Source organism: Pseudomonas sp. UTLPPB19802 (genome assembly GCF_059730225.1).
The window spans coordinates 6,232,313-6,248,168 of the sequence record NZ_AP048545.1 but is presented as its reverse complement, the minus strand read 5'-3'; the positions used below and the strand labels follow the sequence as shown (position 1 = coordinate 6,248,168).

General features: G+C 61.3%; 19 protein-coding genes. 5 read left to right on the top strand and 14 right to left on the bottom strand.

The features are described 5' to 3' along the window. Window positions 1-19: 19 nt before the first annotated feature. The 3 genes from AC6I6U_RS27105 to AC6I6U_RS27095 all read left to right on the top strand — a co-directional run bounded on the left by AC6I6U_RS27105 (window position 20) and on the right by AC6I6U_RS27095 (window position 3,239). The gene (locus AC6I6U_RS27105; protein ID WP_497879052.1) at window positions 20-550 is read left to right on the top strand and encodes a hypothetical protein; all 531 of its coding nucleotides are present in this window, start codon (window positions 20-22) and stop codon (window positions 548-550) included. A gap of 74 nt (window positions 551-624) precedes the next feature. After that, window positions 625-816, top strand: coding sequence for a PLDc N-terminal domain-containing protein (locus AC6I6U_RS27100; RefSeq protein WP_010449788.1), 192 nt, complete (start codon window positions 625-627; stop codon window positions 814-816). A 341-nt stretch (window positions 817-1,157) separates the two neighbouring features. Continuing rightward, window positions 1,158-3,239 (top strand): LTA synthase family protein, encoded by a 2,082-nt coding sequence (locus AC6I6U_RS27095; RefSeq protein ID WP_497879051.1) that lies wholly within the window; start codon window positions 1,158-1,160, stop codon window positions 3,237-3,239. A gap of 98 nt (window positions 3,240-3,337) precedes the next feature. Here AC6I6U_RS27095 and AC6I6U_RS27090 read toward each other — a convergent pair whose 3' ends face one another. Continuing rightward, window positions 3,338-3,490, bottom strand: a complete 153-nt coding sequence (locus tag AC6I6U_RS27090) for a DUF3309 family protein (protein WP_186677347.1) — start codon at window positions 3,488-3,490, stop codon at window positions 3,338-3,340. Between the two features lie 284 nt (window positions 3,491-3,774). Between AC6I6U_RS27090 and AC6I6U_RS27085 the strand changes: the two genes are divergently transcribed. Further along, entirely contained in the window at window positions 3,775-4,590 is an 816-nt protein-coding gene (locus tag AC6I6U_RS27085; RefSeq protein WP_497879050.1) for an SDR family oxidoreductase, read from the top strand. Window positions 4,591-4,768: 178 nt separating this feature from the next. After that, on the top strand, window positions 4,769-4,960 hold the full coding sequence (gene csrA, locus AC6I6U_RS27080) for a carbon storage regulator CsrA (protein ID WP_497879049.1): 192 nt from the start codon (window positions 4,769-4,771) through the stop codon (window positions 4,958-4,960). 10 nt (window positions 4,961-4,970) lie between these two features. On the opposite strand, the gene AC6I6U_RS27075 is transcribed toward csrA, so the two are convergent. The 13 genes from AC6I6U_RS27075 to AC6I6U_RS27015 form a co-directional block, all read right to left on the bottom strand. Then, window positions 4,971-5,198, bottom strand: a complete 228-nt coding sequence (locus tag AC6I6U_RS27075) for a YheU family protein (RefSeq protein ID WP_497879048.1) — start codon at window positions 5,196-5,198, stop codon at window positions 4,971-4,973. 116 nt (window positions 5,199-5,314) lie between these two features. Continuing rightward, window positions 5,315-6,508, bottom strand: a complete 1,194-nt coding sequence (locus tag AC6I6U_RS27070) for an osmoprotectant NAGGN system M42 family peptidase (RefSeq protein WP_497879047.1) — start codon at window positions 6,506-6,508, stop codon at window positions 5,315-5,317. Between the two features lie 70 nt (window positions 6,509-6,578). Further along, window positions 6,579-8,324 carry an N-acetylglutaminylglutamine synthetase gene (gene ngg / locus AC6I6U_RS27065; RefSeq protein ID WP_497879046.1) on the bottom strand — a complete coding sequence of 582 codons (1,746 nt, stop codon included), beginning with the start codon at window positions 8,322-8,324 and terminating at the stop codon, window positions 6,579-6,581. Between the two features lie 4 nt (window positions 8,325-8,328). Then, a complete protein-coding gene (locus AC6I6U_RS27060; protein ID WP_497879045.1) occupies window positions 8,329-10,101 on the bottom strand; it encodes an N-acetylglutaminylglutamine amidotransferase in 1,773 nt (590 codons plus the stop codon). Between the two features lie 35 nt (window positions 10,102-10,136). Further along, window positions 10,137-11,261, bottom strand: coding sequence for a tyrosine-type recombinase/integrase (locus tag AC6I6U_RS27055; protein WP_497883113.1), 1,125 nt, complete (start codon window positions 11,259-11,261; stop codon window positions 10,137-10,139). Beyond that, window positions 11,162-11,506, bottom strand: coding sequence for a hypothetical protein (locus AC6I6U_RS27050; protein WP_497879044.1), 345 nt, complete (start codon window positions 11,504-11,506; stop codon window positions 11,162-11,164). The genes AC6I6U_RS27055 and AC6I6U_RS27050 overlap by 100 nt, the downstream gene beginning before the upstream one ends. 74 nt (window positions 11,507-11,580) lie before the next feature. Then, complete coding sequence (locus tag AC6I6U_RS27045; protein WP_497879043.1) at window positions 11,581-13,059, bottom strand: phosphoadenosine phosphosulfate reductase domain-containing protein; 1,479 nt, start codon at window positions 13,057-13,059, stop codon at window positions 11,581-11,583. Next, window positions 13,056-13,694, bottom strand: coding sequence for a hypothetical protein (locus AC6I6U_RS27040; RefSeq protein WP_497879042.1), 639 nt, complete (start codon window positions 13,692-13,694; stop codon window positions 13,056-13,058). The genes AC6I6U_RS27045 and AC6I6U_RS27040 overlap by 4 nt, the downstream gene beginning before the upstream one ends. After that, on the bottom strand, window positions 13,691-14,245 hold the full coding sequence (locus AC6I6U_RS27035; protein ID WP_497879041.1) for a phosphohydrolase: 555 nt from the start codon (window positions 14,243-14,245) through the stop codon (window positions 13,691-13,693). The genes AC6I6U_RS27040 and AC6I6U_RS27035 overlap by 4 nt, the downstream gene beginning before the upstream one ends. Continuing rightward, window positions 14,245-14,448, bottom strand: coding sequence for a hypothetical protein (locus AC6I6U_RS27030; protein WP_497879040.1), 204 nt, complete (start codon window positions 14,446-14,448; stop codon window positions 14,245-14,247). The genes AC6I6U_RS27035 and AC6I6U_RS27030 overlap by 1 nt, the downstream gene beginning before the upstream one ends. Before the next feature lie 14 nt (window positions 14,449-14,462). Next, window positions 14,463-15,047 (bottom strand): hypothetical protein, encoded by a 585-nt coding sequence (locus tag AC6I6U_RS27025; protein WP_497879039.1) that lies wholly within the window; start codon window positions 15,045-15,047, stop codon window positions 14,463-14,465. Window positions 15,048-15,092: 45 nt separating this feature from the next. Then, complete coding sequence (locus tag AC6I6U_RS27020; RefSeq protein ID WP_017127891.1) at window positions 15,093-15,419, bottom strand: pyocin activator PrtN family protein; 327 nt, start codon at window positions 15,417-15,419, stop codon at window positions 15,093-15,095. After that, window positions 15,416-15,841: a hypothetical protein gene (locus tag AC6I6U_RS27015; protein WP_497879038.1), complete on the bottom strand. Its 426-nt coding sequence runs from the start codon at window positions 15,839-15,841 to the stop codon at window positions 15,416-15,418. The genes AC6I6U_RS27020 and AC6I6U_RS27015 overlap by 4 nt, the downstream gene beginning before the upstream one ends. Window positions 15,842-15,856: the final 15 nt, after the last annotated feature.

The following is a 15,856-nucleotide window of genomic DNA, read 5'->3' as shown; positions in this document are numbered from 1 at the left end:
CCCAGGTCGCAGGCTAGCCATGAAAACCGCCCTCATCGAACTCATCACTAAAATCAGCTCCGGCTGCATGGGCGAGGCCGAGATCCTGCAAATCGCCGACGAGGCAGCCCAGGCCTATGCGGACGAGGCTGGTTTCCTGGCAGCCAACCCGGATATCAACTACGACGACAGTTTCCCGATCCCGCTGGGTGAATGGGTGGTGGTGGGCAGCCTGCCGGAGACGGTGCTGTTCCAGGCGGATACCTACATGGATCTGTTCGCGCAGATCGTCGAGTCCTTCGGCAAGGACGTGCCGTTCAATATCAAGCCCAAGCAACTGGCCAAGGTCGAGGCCTTGACGGCGTTGAACCGGATCCAGATCCAGCTCTCCAGCATGAACCCCGAGCAAGGTGGCTATGTCCTGATGAACTTCAGCCAGTTGCTGGATGACGAACTGCAGGCGGTGCTGGTCTACGGCAATGACCTGCCACGGGTCCTGGAGCTGTGCGAGCAGGTGGGTATTGCCGCCGCGCCCTCCCTGGAAGCTCTGCGGATTGCCCTGCACGTCTGAAGCCGGCGAAAAAGGGAACCCTGCTCATTGCCGACTATCCTAGAGAGGGCAGATCCTCATTCGGGAGTAGCATTATGGGTTCAACCTTCAACGGCCTTGTTGGCCTGATTATCCTGGCCCTGGATATCTGGGCCATTCTCAATGTCCTGAAAAGCGGCGCCGAAACCGGGATGAAAATTCTCTGGGTTTTGTTGATTGCCCTGCTGCCGGTGCTGGGGTTGATCATCTGGGCCATCGCCGGGCCACGCGGTAACGTGCGGATCTAGCCGCATCCCGACAAGACGGCCAGGCGTCCCCTGTCGAAGCGGCGAATTGCGCTTCGGCAGGTTGTTCCTTTTATGTGTCAAAACATACACCCAACGAAATTTTCACATTCCGTCTAAGACAATTCCGTCGCTTAACTCAGCCCTCTCACGCCGCAAATCGTTGCCTTGCAACGGTTTTTGTCTTGTCGAGGGCGGATTTCAACGGTTAATGACGATCATGGGTGGTAAACAGCCGATGATCGTGCAACATTTGCCGGCTTCGCGTCCCCCTCGCGATACATAGAGGGCGGGGCGCCGCTGACCCGACTTTTCAACTTGAATCCAACGAGCCCGCAATCGACATGGCAAACCCGGACGCCCTGAGCAAGCAGCGCCCCTCAACGCGCCTGCCGCAACCGACCGTTAAGTCTCACCTGGCCTATACGCTGTTGTGCGCATTGATCATGATGGTGATGTTCACCCTGCTACGGGTGGCGTTGCTGGTCTATAACCGCGAGATGATTCTCGACACCCCGGCCTCGACTTTCCTCGAGGCGTTCGGCAATGGCCTGCGTTTCGACATCCGTATCGTCGTCTACCTTTGCATTCCGTTGACGCTGGCCTTCCTCAGCGCCCGGGCCATGGCTGCGCGCGGCCTGTTCCGCTTCTGGCTGACCGTGACTTCAAGCCTGGCACTGTTCTTCGGCCTGATGGAAATGGACTTCTACCGGGAGTTCCACCAGCGCCTCAACGGCCTGGTGTTCCAGTACGTGAAGGAAGACCCTAAAACCGTCATGAGCATGCTCTGGTACGGTTTCCCGGTGGTTCGCTACCTGTTGGCCTGGGCCGTGGGTACCGTGGTGCTGAGCCTGCTGTTCCGCGGCGCCGACCGTATCACCCGTCCGAGTGCCGGGTTCAGTGCCCGCGCCGGGGGGCGTACCGTTGCGCCGTGGTACGCCCGCACCGCGCTGTTCGTGGTGCTGCTGCTGGTCTGTGTGGTCGCCGCCCGTGGCACCCTGCGCCAGGGGCCGCCGTTGCGCTGGGGCGACGCCTACACCACCGAGTCGAATTTCGCCAACCAGCTTGGCCTCAATGGTTCGCTGACATTGATCTCGGCAGCCCACAGTCGTTTGTCCGATGATCGCGACAATATCTGGAAGGCCACCCTGGATCAGCCTCTGGCCCAGCAGACCGTTCGGGACATGCTGCTGACCGGTAATGACAAACTGGTCGACAGCGATATCGCCGCTATCCGCCGTGACACCCTGCCACCGGCGCAGAACACCCTGCCGATCAAGAACGTGGTGGTAATCCTGATGGAGAGCTTCGCCGGTCACTCGGTCGGTGCCCTCGGTCGTCCCGGCAACATCACCCCGTACTTCGACAAGCTGTCGAAGGAAGGCCTGCTGTTCGAGCGTTTCTTCTCCAACGGTACCCACACCCACCAGGGCATGTTCGCCACCATGGCATGCTTCCCGAACCTGCCCGGTTTCGAGTACCTGATGCAGACGCCGGAAGGCAGCCACAAGCTGTCCGGCCTGCCGCAACTGCTCAGTGCCCGCAAGTATGACGATGTGTATGTCTACAACGGCGACTTCGCCTGGGACAACCAGTCGGGCTTCTTCGGCAGCCAGGGCATGACCACCTTCATCGGCCGTAATGATTTCGTCAATCCGGTGTTCTCCGACCCGACCTGGGGTGTGTCCGACCAGGACATGTTCAACCGCAGCCTGGAAGAGTTGAAGGCGCGTGAAGCCAGCGGCAAGCCGTTCTATGCCCTGTTGCAGACGCTGTCCAACCACACGCCGTATGCGTTGCCAACGCCCTTGCCGGTCGAACGCGTCACCGATCGCGGCACGCTCAACGAGCACCTGACGGCCATGCGTTATTCCGACTGGGCACTGGGCCAGTTCTTCGAGAAGGCCCGTCAGGAACCTTACTTCAAGGACACCCTGTTCGTGGTGGTGGGTGACCATGGTTTCGGCAACGACGAGCAGATCACCGAGATGGACCTGGGTCGTTTCAACGTGCCGCTGCTGCTGATCGGCCCGGGTATCCAGGAGAAGTTCGGCACCCGTCGCGACACCGTCGGCACCCAGATCGATATCGTGCCGACCATCATGGGGCGCCTCGGCGGTGAGTTCCGCCAGCAGTGCTGGGGGCGTGACCTGCTCAATCTGCCGGAAGGCGACCAGGGCATCGGCATGATCAAGCCGTCGGGCAGCGAGCCAACCGTGGCGATCATCAGCGGCGATCACATGGTGGTTCAACCCAAGGACATGCCGGCCAAGCTCTGGCGCTACCACCTGGGTGCCAATCCCGGCGGTGAAGTACTCTCCGATTCGCCGGACGAGGCTGCGCTGAAGCAGAAACTCGGCTCCTTCATCCAGACCGCGACCAAGAGTCTGCTGGATAACACCGCAGGGGTTGCACCGAGCAAGTAACACACTTGCGGTTTTACCTGCACCATGAAAAACGCCCCGATATTTCGGGGCGTTTTTCGTTGCCGGATAGAACTTGAAGTCAGTCTCGCGAACTTGCGTCATATCCTGCCGAGCAATACCAGAATCAGCAGAATGACCAGTACCGTACCAATGACGCCCGAGGGACCGTAACCCCAACTTCTGGAGTGCGGGAAGACTGGCAGGCCGCCGATCAGCAGTAGAATCAGGATGACAATCAGAATAGTACCCATGGTGTTTTCCTTATTGGTTGCCCCGTCAGTACACAGTTCGATTCATCATTCAAATAACGAACCGCTTAAAATCTCCGACTGGGCGGCTGCGCAGAAAATTCAGTTTTTTATCAAGAAATTTCCTTCTGGCTTTCCGGCCTTTCAAACACGGGCACGATAACTCCGACACTCGCCCTCGGCTGCAACTTTGCCTTGAGCATTCAGCAATCTGATGGTGCATGGGTGGCTGATCTTCCTTCGCTACACTGCGGCTCACTTCTTCCGAACGCACAAGGCATTCTCCTATGCAAAATCGCATCATGATCACTGGCGCGGGCTCCGGTCTGGGTCGCGAAATCGCCCTGCGTTGGGCGCGGGAGGGCTGGCGCCTGGCCTTGTCCGATGTCAGCGAAGCCGGCCTGCAAGAAACCCTGGCGCTGGTGCGCGAAGCCGGTGGCGACGGGTTCACCCAGCGTTGCGATGTGCGTGACTACAGCCAGTTGACGGCCCTGGCCCAGGCCTGTGAGGTCAAGTTCGGCGGCATCGATGTGATCGTCAACAACGCCGGCGTGGCCTCGGGCGGCTTCTTCAGCGAACTGTCCCTGGAAGATTGGGAATGGCAGATCGCGATCAACCTGATGGGGGTGGTCAAGGGCTGCAAGGCCTTCCTGCCGTTGCTCGAGCAGAGCAAGGGCAAGATCATCAATATCGCCTCCATGGCCGCCCTGATGCAGGGGCCGGCGATGAGCAACTACAACGTTGCCAAGGCAGGGGTGGTGGCGTTGTCCGAGAGCCTGCTGGTTGAACTGGCACAGGAGGAAATCGGGGTTCACGTGGTCTGTCCTTCCTTCTTCCAGACCAACCTGCTGGATTCCTTTCGTGGACCGACCCCGGCAATGAAAGCCCAGGTCGGCAAGCTGCTGGAGAGTTCGCCGATTACCGCCAGCGACATTGCCGACTACATCCATGAGCGGGTCGCACAGGGCGAGTTCCTGATTCTGCCCCATGAACAGGGGCGCATGGCCTGGGCGATGAAGCAGAAGAACCCGCAGTTGCTCTATGACGAAATGACCGTAATGGCCAACAAGATGCGGGCCAAGGCCCGCCAGCCTGCGCAATAGCGTGCCGCGCGTCCGGTCAGGCGGTGGTGAAAGGTCTGATGGGGCGCGGTATGAAATCTGATTCTGTAGGGCGAATCGGCCGTGTCGGTAAGGGCAGGCTGATTTGCCGCCGCTGCATTGAAGGGGCCGATTGGGCCGGGCAGTCTTGGGCACTCATAAACCCCTGAGGATGAGTGCCATGCTTGTATTGAGTCGTGTCGTGGGCGAGAGAATTTCAATCGGCGACAACATCACCGTGCGGATTCTGGCCGTGAATGGCAATCACGTGCGGTTTGGCGTGGAGGCGCCAAAGAATGTGAATGTCCATCGGGCGGAAATCTATCGCCGAATCCTGACGAAGGTCGAGACCGTTCGTGATCCCGTGGTCTAGGGGCGCAGCCTCAATCGAAGAACTCCTTGGGCACCGCGTGCCTGGGCACCAGCTGGCACTGCTGGCTTTCCAGATCGAAGAAGATCACTGCCTGGCCCTTGCTCAATGCCTGCCTGACCCTGAGTACGCGTGTTTCCTGGGGGGTGTCATCGCCGTTGTCGGTGCCGTCGCGGCTGACGAAATCCTCGATCAGCCGGGTCAAAGTATCGGGTTCGAGTTGGTCGTGGGGAATCAGCATGAAAGGCTCTCGTCGGTAATCGGCGTGATGCTACTGCGCCGAGCCGATCCCGGCTACCGCCAATCGGCGAATAGCCGGAGATCGATGGCTGCCTGGTGGGCCTGCCACCCCAACTCTCAGTCTGGGGGATTGCGCTGGCCGATCAGGCTGTCCACGGTGGGGACCCGTGTGTCGCTTTCCATCTGGGTCTCGTGCTCCAGTTGCCGGCTGAAGCGGTCGAGAGAGCCGCTTGCCGGTTGCGCATCGCTGGCGAACACCGGGGGGCTGAGCAGGTAGGCGCCTAATAGGCGGCTCAAGGCGGCCAGGCTGTCGATATGCGTGCGTTCGTAACCATGGGTGGCATCGCAGCCGAATGCCAGCAACGCCATGCGGCTGTCATGTCCGGCGGTGGCCGCCGAATGGGCATCACTGAAGTAGTAGCGGAACAGGTCGCGGCGTACCGGCAGTTCATTGGCTGCTGCCAGGCTCAGCAAGTGGCGTGAGAGGTGATAGTCGTAGGGACCACCGGAGTCCTGCATGGCAACGCTGACCGAGTGTTCGTTCGAGTGTTGGCCGGGGGCGACCGGGGCGATGTCGATCCCGACGAACTCACTGACGTCCCAGGGCAAGGCCGCAGCCGCGCCGCTGCCGATTTCCTCGGTAATGGTGAACAGCGGGTGGCAGTCGATCAGGGGCTGCGCACCGCTTTCGACGATGGCCTTGAGCGCCGCGAGCAGGGCTGCCACGCCGGCCTTGTCGTCCAGGTGACGGGCGCTGATGTGACCGCTTTCGGTGAACTCCGGCAGCGGATCGAAGGCGACGAAGTCACCGATGCCGATGCCCAGTGAGTCGCAATCGGCACGGGTCGCGCAATAGGCATCCAGGCGCACTTCGACGTGATCCCAGCTCACCGGCAGCTCATCCACCGCGGTATTGAAGGCGTGCCCGGAAGCCATCAGCGGCAGCACACTGCCACGGATCACCCCGGTATCGGTGAATAGGCTGACCCGGCTGCCCTCGGCAAATCGGCTGGACCAGCAGCCGACCGGTGCCAGGCTCAGTCGACCATTATCCTTGATCGCCCGCACGGCAGCCCCGATGGTGTCCAGGTGCGCCGAGACAGCGCGGTCGGGGCTGCTCTGGCGGCCCTTGAGGGTGGCGCGGATGGTGCCGCGGCGGGTCAGCTCGAAGGGAATGCCGAGCTCTTCGAGACGTTCGGCGACATAGCGCACGATGGTGTCGGTGAAGCCGGTCGGGCTGGGAATGGCGAGCATTTCCAGCAGCACCCGTTGCAGGTAGTCGAGGTCGGGTGTGGGAAGGGAGTTTGTCATGGCTACTCCTTTGAGCGAGGAAACCCTTGTGGGAGCAGGCTCCCACAGAGGCTTGAATCAGCCGCGGCGGTTATTGCACCGGCTGGCTATGGGGAAACAGCAGGTCGATGAAGCGCTCCGCCGTTGGCTGTGGTTCGTGGTTGGCCAGCCCGCAGCGCTCATTGGCCTCGATGAATACATGTTCCGGCTGGTCCGCTGCAGGAACCATCAGGTCCAGTCCGACCACCGGGATATCCAGGGCCCGCGCTGCCTGGATGGCCGCCTCGACCAGGGCCGGGTGAAGGATATCGGTGACGTCTTCGAGGCAGCCGCCGGTGTGCAGGTTGGCGGTGCGCCGCACTGCCAGCTGTTCACCGCGGGCCAGCACGGTGTTGTAGTCATGGCCGGCGGCGTGCAAGGTGCGCTGGGTTTCAGCATCGAGGGGAATCCGGCTTTCCCCACCCGTGGCGGCCTGGCGTCGGCGGCTCTGTGCCTCGATCAACGCGCCGATGCTGTGTTGGCCGTCGCCGATCACCTGGGCCGGGTGGCGCAGGGCGGCGGCAACCACCTTGAAGCCGATTACCACGATGCGCAGGTCGAGGCCTTCGTGGAAGCTTTCCAGCAACACCCGGCTGTCGAAGACGCGGGCCGCCTTGATGGCCTCTTCGACTTCCTCGGGGGTGCGCAGGTCGACTGCCACGCCATGTCCCTGTTCGCCATCGAGGGGCTTGACGACGATGCGCTCGTGGGCGCGCAGAAAGGCCAGGTTGGCTTCGGCACTGCCCGCCAATTGCTGCTCGGGCACGTTCAGACCGGCCTCCTGGAGCACTCGATGGGTCAGGCTCTTGTCCTGGCACAGGCTCATGCTGATGGCACTGGTCAGGTCGGTCAGCGATTCACGGCAGCGTACCCGGCGGCCGCCGTGGCTGAGGGTGAACATCCCGGCGGCGGCATCGTCGACCTGTACGTCGATCCCGCGCCGATGGGCCTCTTCCACCAGGATCCGGGCATAGGGGTTGAACCCGGCCTCCGGTCCAGGGCCAAGGAATAGCGGTTGGTTGATGCCGTTCTTGCGCTTGATCGCAAAGGTGCTGAGGGTGCGAAAACCGAGCTTGGCGTACAGGCTCTTGGCCTGGCGGTTGTCATGCAGCACCGACAGGTCGAGGTGGTTCAGGCCGCGGCTCATGAAGTGTTCGACCAGATGACGGACCAGTACCTCGCCGACGCCCGGTCGACTGCATTGCGGGTCGACCGCCAGGCACCACAGGCTGCAACCGTGTTCCGGGTCATGAAAGGCCTTGTGGTGGTTGAGGCCCATGACACTGCCGATGAGCGCACCGCTGTCCTCGTCCTCAGCCAGCCAGTAGACCGGCCCGCCTTGGTGTCGCGGGGTCAGCCGATCCTCGTCTACGGGCAGCATGCCGCGGCCTACATACAGTTGGTTGATCGCCTTCCAGTCCTCGGCACTTTGTGCCCGGCGGATGCGAAAACCGCGAAATACCCGGGTGGCCGGGCGATAGTCGCTGAACCACAGGCGCAGGGTGTCCGAAGGGTCGAGGAACAGTTGTTGCGGGGCCTGGGCCAGCACCTGTTGGGGAGCGGCGACATACAGGGCGATGTCGCGCTCGCCGTCGCGTTCGTTGAGCAGTTCACCGGCCAGCACGGCCGGGTCGGCGAAGGTGTGGCCGATCAGCAGTCGACCCCAGCCGCAGTGCACGGCCACCGGTTCCGGCGCCGGCTCGCTGCCGTCCTCGGCCAGGCGCGCCTGCAGGCGCTCGTAGGACGGCGGCTGGCCGCGCAGCAGGCGTTGGCTGTAGGTGGTGGCGTGAGCTTTCATCAAGTCAGATTCCTTGTTCGCTGAGCCACAGGTTCAGGGCTGCCAATTGCCACAGCTTGGAGCCGCGCAGCGGGGTGAGTTGTCCTTGTGGATCGGTCAGCAGGCGATCGAGCATCGCCGGGTTGAACAGGCCGCGATCCTGGCTTGGGTCGAGCAGCAGTTCGCGGACCCATTCCAGCGTGTTGCCCTCCAGGTGCTTTAGGCCGGGCACCGGGAAGTAGCCCTTCTTGCGGTCGATGACTTCGCTGGGAATGACCAGTCGGGCGGCTTCCTTGAGCACCTGCTTGCCGCCGTCCGGCAGCTTGAATCGCGCCGGTATGCGCGCCGAGAGTTCCACCAGCCGGTAGTCGAGAAATGGCGTGCGGGCCTCCAGGCCCCAGGCCATGGTCATGTTGTCGACGCGCTTGACCGGGTCGTCCACCAGCATCACCGTACTGTCCAGGTGCAGCGCCTTGTCGACTGCAGCATTGGCGCCAGGGCGGTCGAAGTGGTCACGGACGAAGTCGCCGGCAGCATCCTGCGCGACCAGCCAGGCAGGTTGCACGGTGGCGGCGTAGTCGTCGTAGCTGCGGTCGAAAAACGCATCGCGGTAGGCCGCCCAGGGATCGGCGGCACCGTCGACCTGCGGGTACCAGTGGTAGCCGGCGAACAGTTCGTCGGCGCCCTGGCCGCTCTGCACCACCTTGCAATGCTTGGCCACCTCGCGCGACAGCAGGTAGAAAGCGATACAGTCATGGCTGACCATCGGCTCGCTCATTGCCCGGAACGCCGCCGGCAACTGTTCGATGATTTCCCGTTCGTCGATGCGCAATTGATGGTGACGGGTGTCGTAGTGACGGGCGATCAGGTCCGAGTACTGGAACTCGTCGCCGCGCTCGCCGCCGGCATCCTGGAAGCCGATGGAGAAGGTCGACAGCTGTTCCACCCCGGCTTCGCGCAGCAGCCCGACCAGCAGGCTCGAGTCGACGCCACCGGACAGCAGCACGCCGACATCCACGGCCGCCCGCTGGCGAATTGCCACGGCCTCACGGGTGCTGGCAAGCACCCGGTCGCGCCAGTCTTCCAGGCCCAGGTCGAGTTCATCGGCCTGTGGGCCATAGTTCAGCGACCACCAGGTCCGCTGCTCACTGTTGCCATTGGCGTCGATACGCATCCAGGTGGCCGGTGGCAGCTTTTCGACACCGGCCAGCAGGGTGCGCGGTGCGGGCACCACGGCATGGAAGTTCAGGTAGTGGTTGAGGGCGACCGGGTCCAGCAGCGGGTTGATGTCGCCGCCCTGCAGCAGTGCGGGCAGGCTCGAAGCGAAGCGCAGGCGCTGGTCGGTGCGTGACAGGTACAGAGGCTTGACCCCGAGACGGTCGCGAGCGATGAACAGGCGCTGGGCATCACGCTCCCAGATCGCCAGCGCGAACATGCCGTTGAGTCTAGGCAGCAGCGCCTCGCCCCAGGCGTGATAGCCCTTGAGCAGCACCTCGGTGTCGCCACCGGAGTAGAAGGCATAACCCAGTTGTTCCAGCTCCCGGCGCAGTTCCGGGAAGTTGTAGACCGCGCCGTTGAAGGCCAGGGACAGGCCCAGGTCGGGGTCGATCATCGGCTGCGCCGAGGCATCCGACAGGTCCATGATTTTCAGTCGACGGTGACCGAGGGCAATCGGCCCCTGGCTATGGAAACCCCAGGCATCAGGGCCACGGGGAGCCATGTGATGGGTGATCCGCTCAAGGGCGGACAGGTCCGCAGGGTGTCGATCGAAACGTAACTCGCCAGCAATTCCGCACATTTTGCTAAGGCCCTTATATTTACTGGGCCCGAGCGCTACCGCCGTTCAGTTAGTACCAATTTTGTACCACTTTCAGGCATTTCCAGCTTCTCAAGCTCCGCCCTGTCCCCGGACGTGTTGATCCACTTGGCATAGGTCGAGAGCAGCACCTGTACACTGTGCCCCAGCTGTGACGCAATGAACGCAGGGTTCATTCCAGCCATCAGGCACATGGTTGCATAGGTGTGCCGGGTGTCATACATCCTGCGACGTCTTATCCCCAGCTCCTTTAGTGCTGCCAACCAGTAGCGCTTCGGACCCGTCTCGGATCGGACGTACAGCTCTGATCTTTCGCCCGTTCCTTCCGGCGCGAAAACATAATCAGAGCGCGCCGCTGTAAGAGGTCTGGCACGTTCGAGTGCCTCCCAGGCGCGATCGTTCAATAAAACTTCCCTGATCACTTTCGTTTTCGTCCGCTCCTTGATCTTTCCGTAGATCCGGATACGGCGTACTTTCGCGGTACGGTTGCGCGCATCAATCTCGTTCCACTGCAGGGCTATGGCCTCGCCCGGCCGCATCCCCGAGTAGAACGAGAACTCAAAAAAGCATGCGTAAATGGTCTGTATGCCACTTGTCATTTCGTAGAGTTTTGCGATCACCAGGTCAGCCTCGGCGCGTGTGAAGGGATCGATCTCGCGCTTTGGCACTTTGTTGGTTGGTATCGTCCTGGCTGGGTTCTTGTCGATCAGCTCATCGTTTACTGCTTGATTGAATAGGCTGGTGACCAACCGAACAGCCGTCTTCCTTCGACTGGCCGACGGCCAGGTTATGCCGTTGACCACTTTGCGCATCAACATAGGTGCAATCTTGTCCATGGGCAGATGAGCAAGGGGAGGAACCCAGTACTTCTGCATCGCGCTCCGGTAGTTCTTCCGGGTGCTGTCTTCGATCTGCAGGCCGTCCAGCCACTCCTGGGCATAGTCGAAGAAAATGGGTACGGTGCTGTCCGGGGCGCTTCGTGTCCCCGGGAACAGTTCAACGTAACGTTCTGGCGTGAGTGCGCCCAGGCGGGCAAGTTGTTTCACTTGAGAACGTAGAGCCTCGGCTGCTGCGATTCCTTTTGCAGTCTGCGGGAAGGGGAGCGTTTCGCAACAGCGCCTCTTGTTCCATGAGAACCTGATCCTGATCGACTTGCCGACGAATTCGACGCCGGCTGGGAGGTCCATTGGCTCTCGAGCCATTCGTCATATCTCCATTTGCTGTACATAATTCGCCCATCGATCTTCGACCAGACTCCGGCCGGGATGATGTTGCGTTCTCGTTTCCTCTGCAGGGCTTTTGGGGTGGTGCCCAGCAATTCGGCCATTCGCTTTTCGGTCACCTTGTCGTGACCTGATTCGTCGGCCAGCTTTTCCGCTGCTGCCATGTTTCTCTCCGTGCCACCGGCTGTGGTCGGTGGCTTTTAATGGTTTGTGCTGTTGTGCGATTGCTGGCGGGTAATCAGCCAAACAACAAGGGTTGCACGGCGCCGTCGGAAAACACCTTGTCGAGCGGGGTGGTCGCGATTGGCTCGTCACCGTCCCAGCCCTGGGGCCAAGTCTCTGCGGCGATCAGCTCGCGGATCCGGATCTCTTCCTCGGGGTTGATCATGTCGACAAGGGGGCGGCCGAGGCGCTTGGCTGATTCGTTGATCTCGGTCTGAATGGCCAGTACGCGCTCCAGCGCCATCAAGCGGGACTCCAGCAGGATGGGACCCATACGCTGGGGGTTTGAGGCAATGCTGCCGTCTTTCAGCAACTCGGCCCCGGCCTTGCGCAGCCTGTGCTGAGGTTCGCGCAGCTCTCGCCAGAGGACCCTGATGCGCTTAAGGGGCGCCATGTACGCCCAGGCTGGGTTAAGCAGGATCGTGTCGAGCGCCTTGTCCTCACTGGCCAGAGGGCAGCCAGTGCAGCCCGTCCTGGCGTTGATTTCCTCGGCCTCGTCCCCGCCATATGCATCGGCGATTGTGGCTGTTGACCAGTCGCCGAATTCCGCTAGGGGAGCCCAGTGCTTGAGCCATTCCCAGACGTGGCAGACGCGCCAGTGCAGCAGCGGTGCCAGGGTTGCGATCCGGCCCTTGATGCCTTTCGCCTCGGGCAGCACCTTCTGGTACCAGCCCTGGCCACATTCGGCGCCGTCCTTGCTGCAAGACATTTCGATGCGCTTGTCGCGAATCGCGCTCTCGCCTTGGCGGACGCCCGTGATCATCAGGAAGTTGCCATCCAGCTCGGCGATACGCTTTTCAACTGCAGCTATCATCGGGTCGATCTTGATCTGGCGGGTACACCAGCGCAGCGTATTGTTGTTCGGTGGCGGGACGCCGCGCCCCAGGATGTAGACCATGAAACGTTTGTCCATCGGTGCTGTGACGACTTCGACTTGGATACCGCGTTCCTGTAGCTCGTCCATAATCTTGGCGGCCGCGTTGGCAAGTGGCAGCAGCTCCTGCCGGGTTTCGGCGTAGAAGACGGTGAGCGTCTTCGGCTTCTGAATCTTGCCTGTATCGATCAGGTAGGTGATCAATGTCAGTGTGGCGCTGCTGTCTTTTCCGCCCGACCAGGCAACACCCCAATGCTCATGGTCGGCGCCGTAGGCCTGCAGGGACTGGATCGTGAGCTCGATGCTCTCGGTCATCTGCAGGCGCTTGGCGCCGCCGGCGAAGATGTCGCTCTGCCGTGGGCTGTTGATGCTGGCGGGAGAGTGTTCAGGCACAGGCACAGGCACAGGCACAGGCACAGGCACAGGCACGGGTTCAGGCTCAATCTTCCTGAGGGCTGGGAAGTTGACGGCTATTGTCCTGCCTTTGGCATAGCCGCTGGTGCACTTGAGGATCGCGAAGCCTTCAGGGTTCGTACTAAGCACGGTGCCTTGGCAGCGGTACTTATCCCGGTAGATAAAACTAGCCTCGTCTTTGGGGGCAAACATAGTTCCAGTAGTCATGGCGTCACCGTCTTGATTGCTGAAAGCAGTGCTGAGAGTTCAGCAATAACTGCATCGCAGCGCTCGTCGAGGTCGTGGCCATTGATTACGACGTTTTCTGGTGTGAGGCCCGCGAACAGCCCTCCATTGTGGATGGTGTCGATGTCGGCTTGACGCAGCACCTGGTAGCGCAGGGCGTTTCTGCTCATCAGGCGGTTGTCGGCCTGAAGGTTTTGCTTGTCGACCTGCAACTGAGCGATATGCTTCTGAGCGGCCTCGAGCAGCAACCAGACCTCGGTCATGCCGGCGAACTCAGCTACGTGCTTGGGCGACATCTGGGCCCATTCATCTGGGTGGACGTTTGTCAGGTCGGCAGGCCAGTAGCGAGGGCCACCCGCACGGCTTCCTGCAGTTGACGTAGGGTACGTATACCCCTTGGCAAGCTGCGCGGGCGGGCGATTCAGAGCTATCAGCGATGCTTCGGGTATGGCTGCCTCGCGCAGCTTTTCGTGGGGTACAAGACCCTCGGTGGTGGCGCTGAGAGGGGCAATAATGCTGGCTGCTTCGCAGCCGCAGTCTGTTACAGGCGTGGTGATCCCGCTGTCGTTGCGGAGCAAAGCGGCCTGGGCTTGTGTGGTGTCCTGTGCGTGCGTCATGCCGCTTTCCTCCGGTGTTCGATAGCGAGTTGATCCATCAGGCGCTGGTGAAACGTGAGCCGGGCTTCGGTGGCCGACCACGGGCGGATCCGCTCGGCCAGGGGCTCGATGTTGCTCAAGGCATCGCTAATGGCCGTGTCCGGTGGCAGCAGGTCGCGGTGTTCCGTTGCCAGTGCTACCTGGTCGGCGTGTTTAATTGGATCGGGCAGGAAAGTGGTCACGGCAAGCGGGAGGTCGAAGCGCTGGCAGATGCGCAACCACAGCCGATGCTCCATGCGCTGGTACTCGGGCATTGCACGCTTGATCGGGCGCGGCATGTCGCCGATGTAGGCCTCGGTGGCGTCGTGGAGCAGTGCCGCGAGCTTGAACTCCGGCGGCACCAGGTCAGCGACCATGCAACTGTGCTGGGCCACGCTGTAGAACACACGGGTGTGGCCGTTCCAACGGCACAGGTGAGCGAGGGCATGGCTAATGTCACGCGGATCGATCATGTCGACCTGGGGCGCGAGGACGTCAAAGCTCTTGCCGGTGTGGGTGAGGATCGAGGGCATCACGCGGCCTCCTTCTTCAGGTCGACCAGCAGCAGGGCGTTGCCGGTGGCTTTGTGCAGTCGGCGCAGGGCATCGGGGCCGATCAGCTCGCTGAGCTGGCGGTCGAATTCCTTGTTGTGGCGCTGCAACGCGGCCAGCTCGGTGGTGGCCTTATCGTGCTGCTGTTGCAGTTGGCCGGCGGCTTGTGGTGTCAAACGAAGCATCGGAATGGATCGGCTCATACGTCACCGCCGGATGCTTTTGGGTTTTGGGGATCGAATTCCGAGGTGGCGTTTCGGAAGAACTGTTGTGCCTTTTGAGAATCTTTGCGACACATTTTTTCGGTAGGTGCGCGCTCTACTATCAATTTCCCTGAGGGCTGGATGACTGAGCTGTCTGCTTCGGCCAAGACCGGTTCTGATGCAAGTGGGCCTAGTAGCACCGCCATGGCCAGTGCTTGGTCGCGGAGAGCTAGCGAGTCACGTTCGAGCTTTTTGCCGGTACGGAATGCGCTGAATGTTTCGGCCGCAATTCGCAGCTTTTCGGCAATATCCAGGAGAGTTTGACGGGCTGGTTCACCTAGCTTCGACGCGGCCAAGGCCCTTTTGTAGTGGGTGTACAGCTTGTTGTGGTTCTCCCGGGCCTGATCGAGCAGCAACTGCAAGTCCATCAGTGTTCCGTGGTCGTCCGAACTCTGAATGGCCTTGCCTTCCTCGATGCCCTCGGCACGACCGTCGGACAGGCCGCCTCGGTAGCCGCCCCAGTAGGTCAAGCCGATGAACAGGATGGCGATGATCAGTGCGCAGATCTGCATGGTAGTCATGTGGTGTACTCCTGGTGGTTTTGGCTGGTGGTGTCAGCCGTCGGGTTACTGGTCTTGCTCGGGTGCTTCGGTTCTCTGTTGTGCCTGGTCTTCGTCGGCCTTGTAGGCGCGGATGTCGATCAGTGCGGCAACATGTTTGATGTGCACGAACTTCGGTGCCTTGCGGCTGTTGTCCAGGGTGGTAACGGGCAGCTGAATACGGCCGTTCTGGATCTCGGCGGCGAAGGTCTGCTCGTTCAGGTTGCGGAAGTACTGCACGCGCAGCTTTTCCAGCGGGATCAGCACGTCGCCGAAGGTGCGGTAGAGCAGCTCGACGGTGGCTGCCTCCGGCGCAGGCATGAGCCGCAGTGGGGATTGGTTGGATTCCTTCATGCGGCCTGTTCTCGCTTGGCGATGGGGTGCAGGTCCAGCAATGCGGCCTGGGCTGTCTCTCCGCTACCGTAAAGCGTGGGGAGTTCGTCTGCCGATGCTGATGAGTAGGCTGTAGGGCGAAGGACGACGAAGAGGGTTGCGCTGTTACCGTAATCGGTCATGGCCGAGTTGATAGAAACGTCGTAGGACCAATATCCGAGTACTGGCAGCAGCAGTTCGCTGTAGTAACTGAGCTTGACCTGCTCGCGGTGCAAGTTGATCAGGCGCTGAAGGTCGGTATCAGGGGTGGTGATCGGCGCTTCAACAAGCGAGGCTGCTGTGGCAATGCTATGCAGGGCTGCAGCCAGGTTCTCGACGGTGCGTTGCTCAACGGGAGTGCGCAGTAGCGCCAAAATCTGTTGGTCAATCAGGTTGTGGTCCATGGTCCTTCTTCCTTT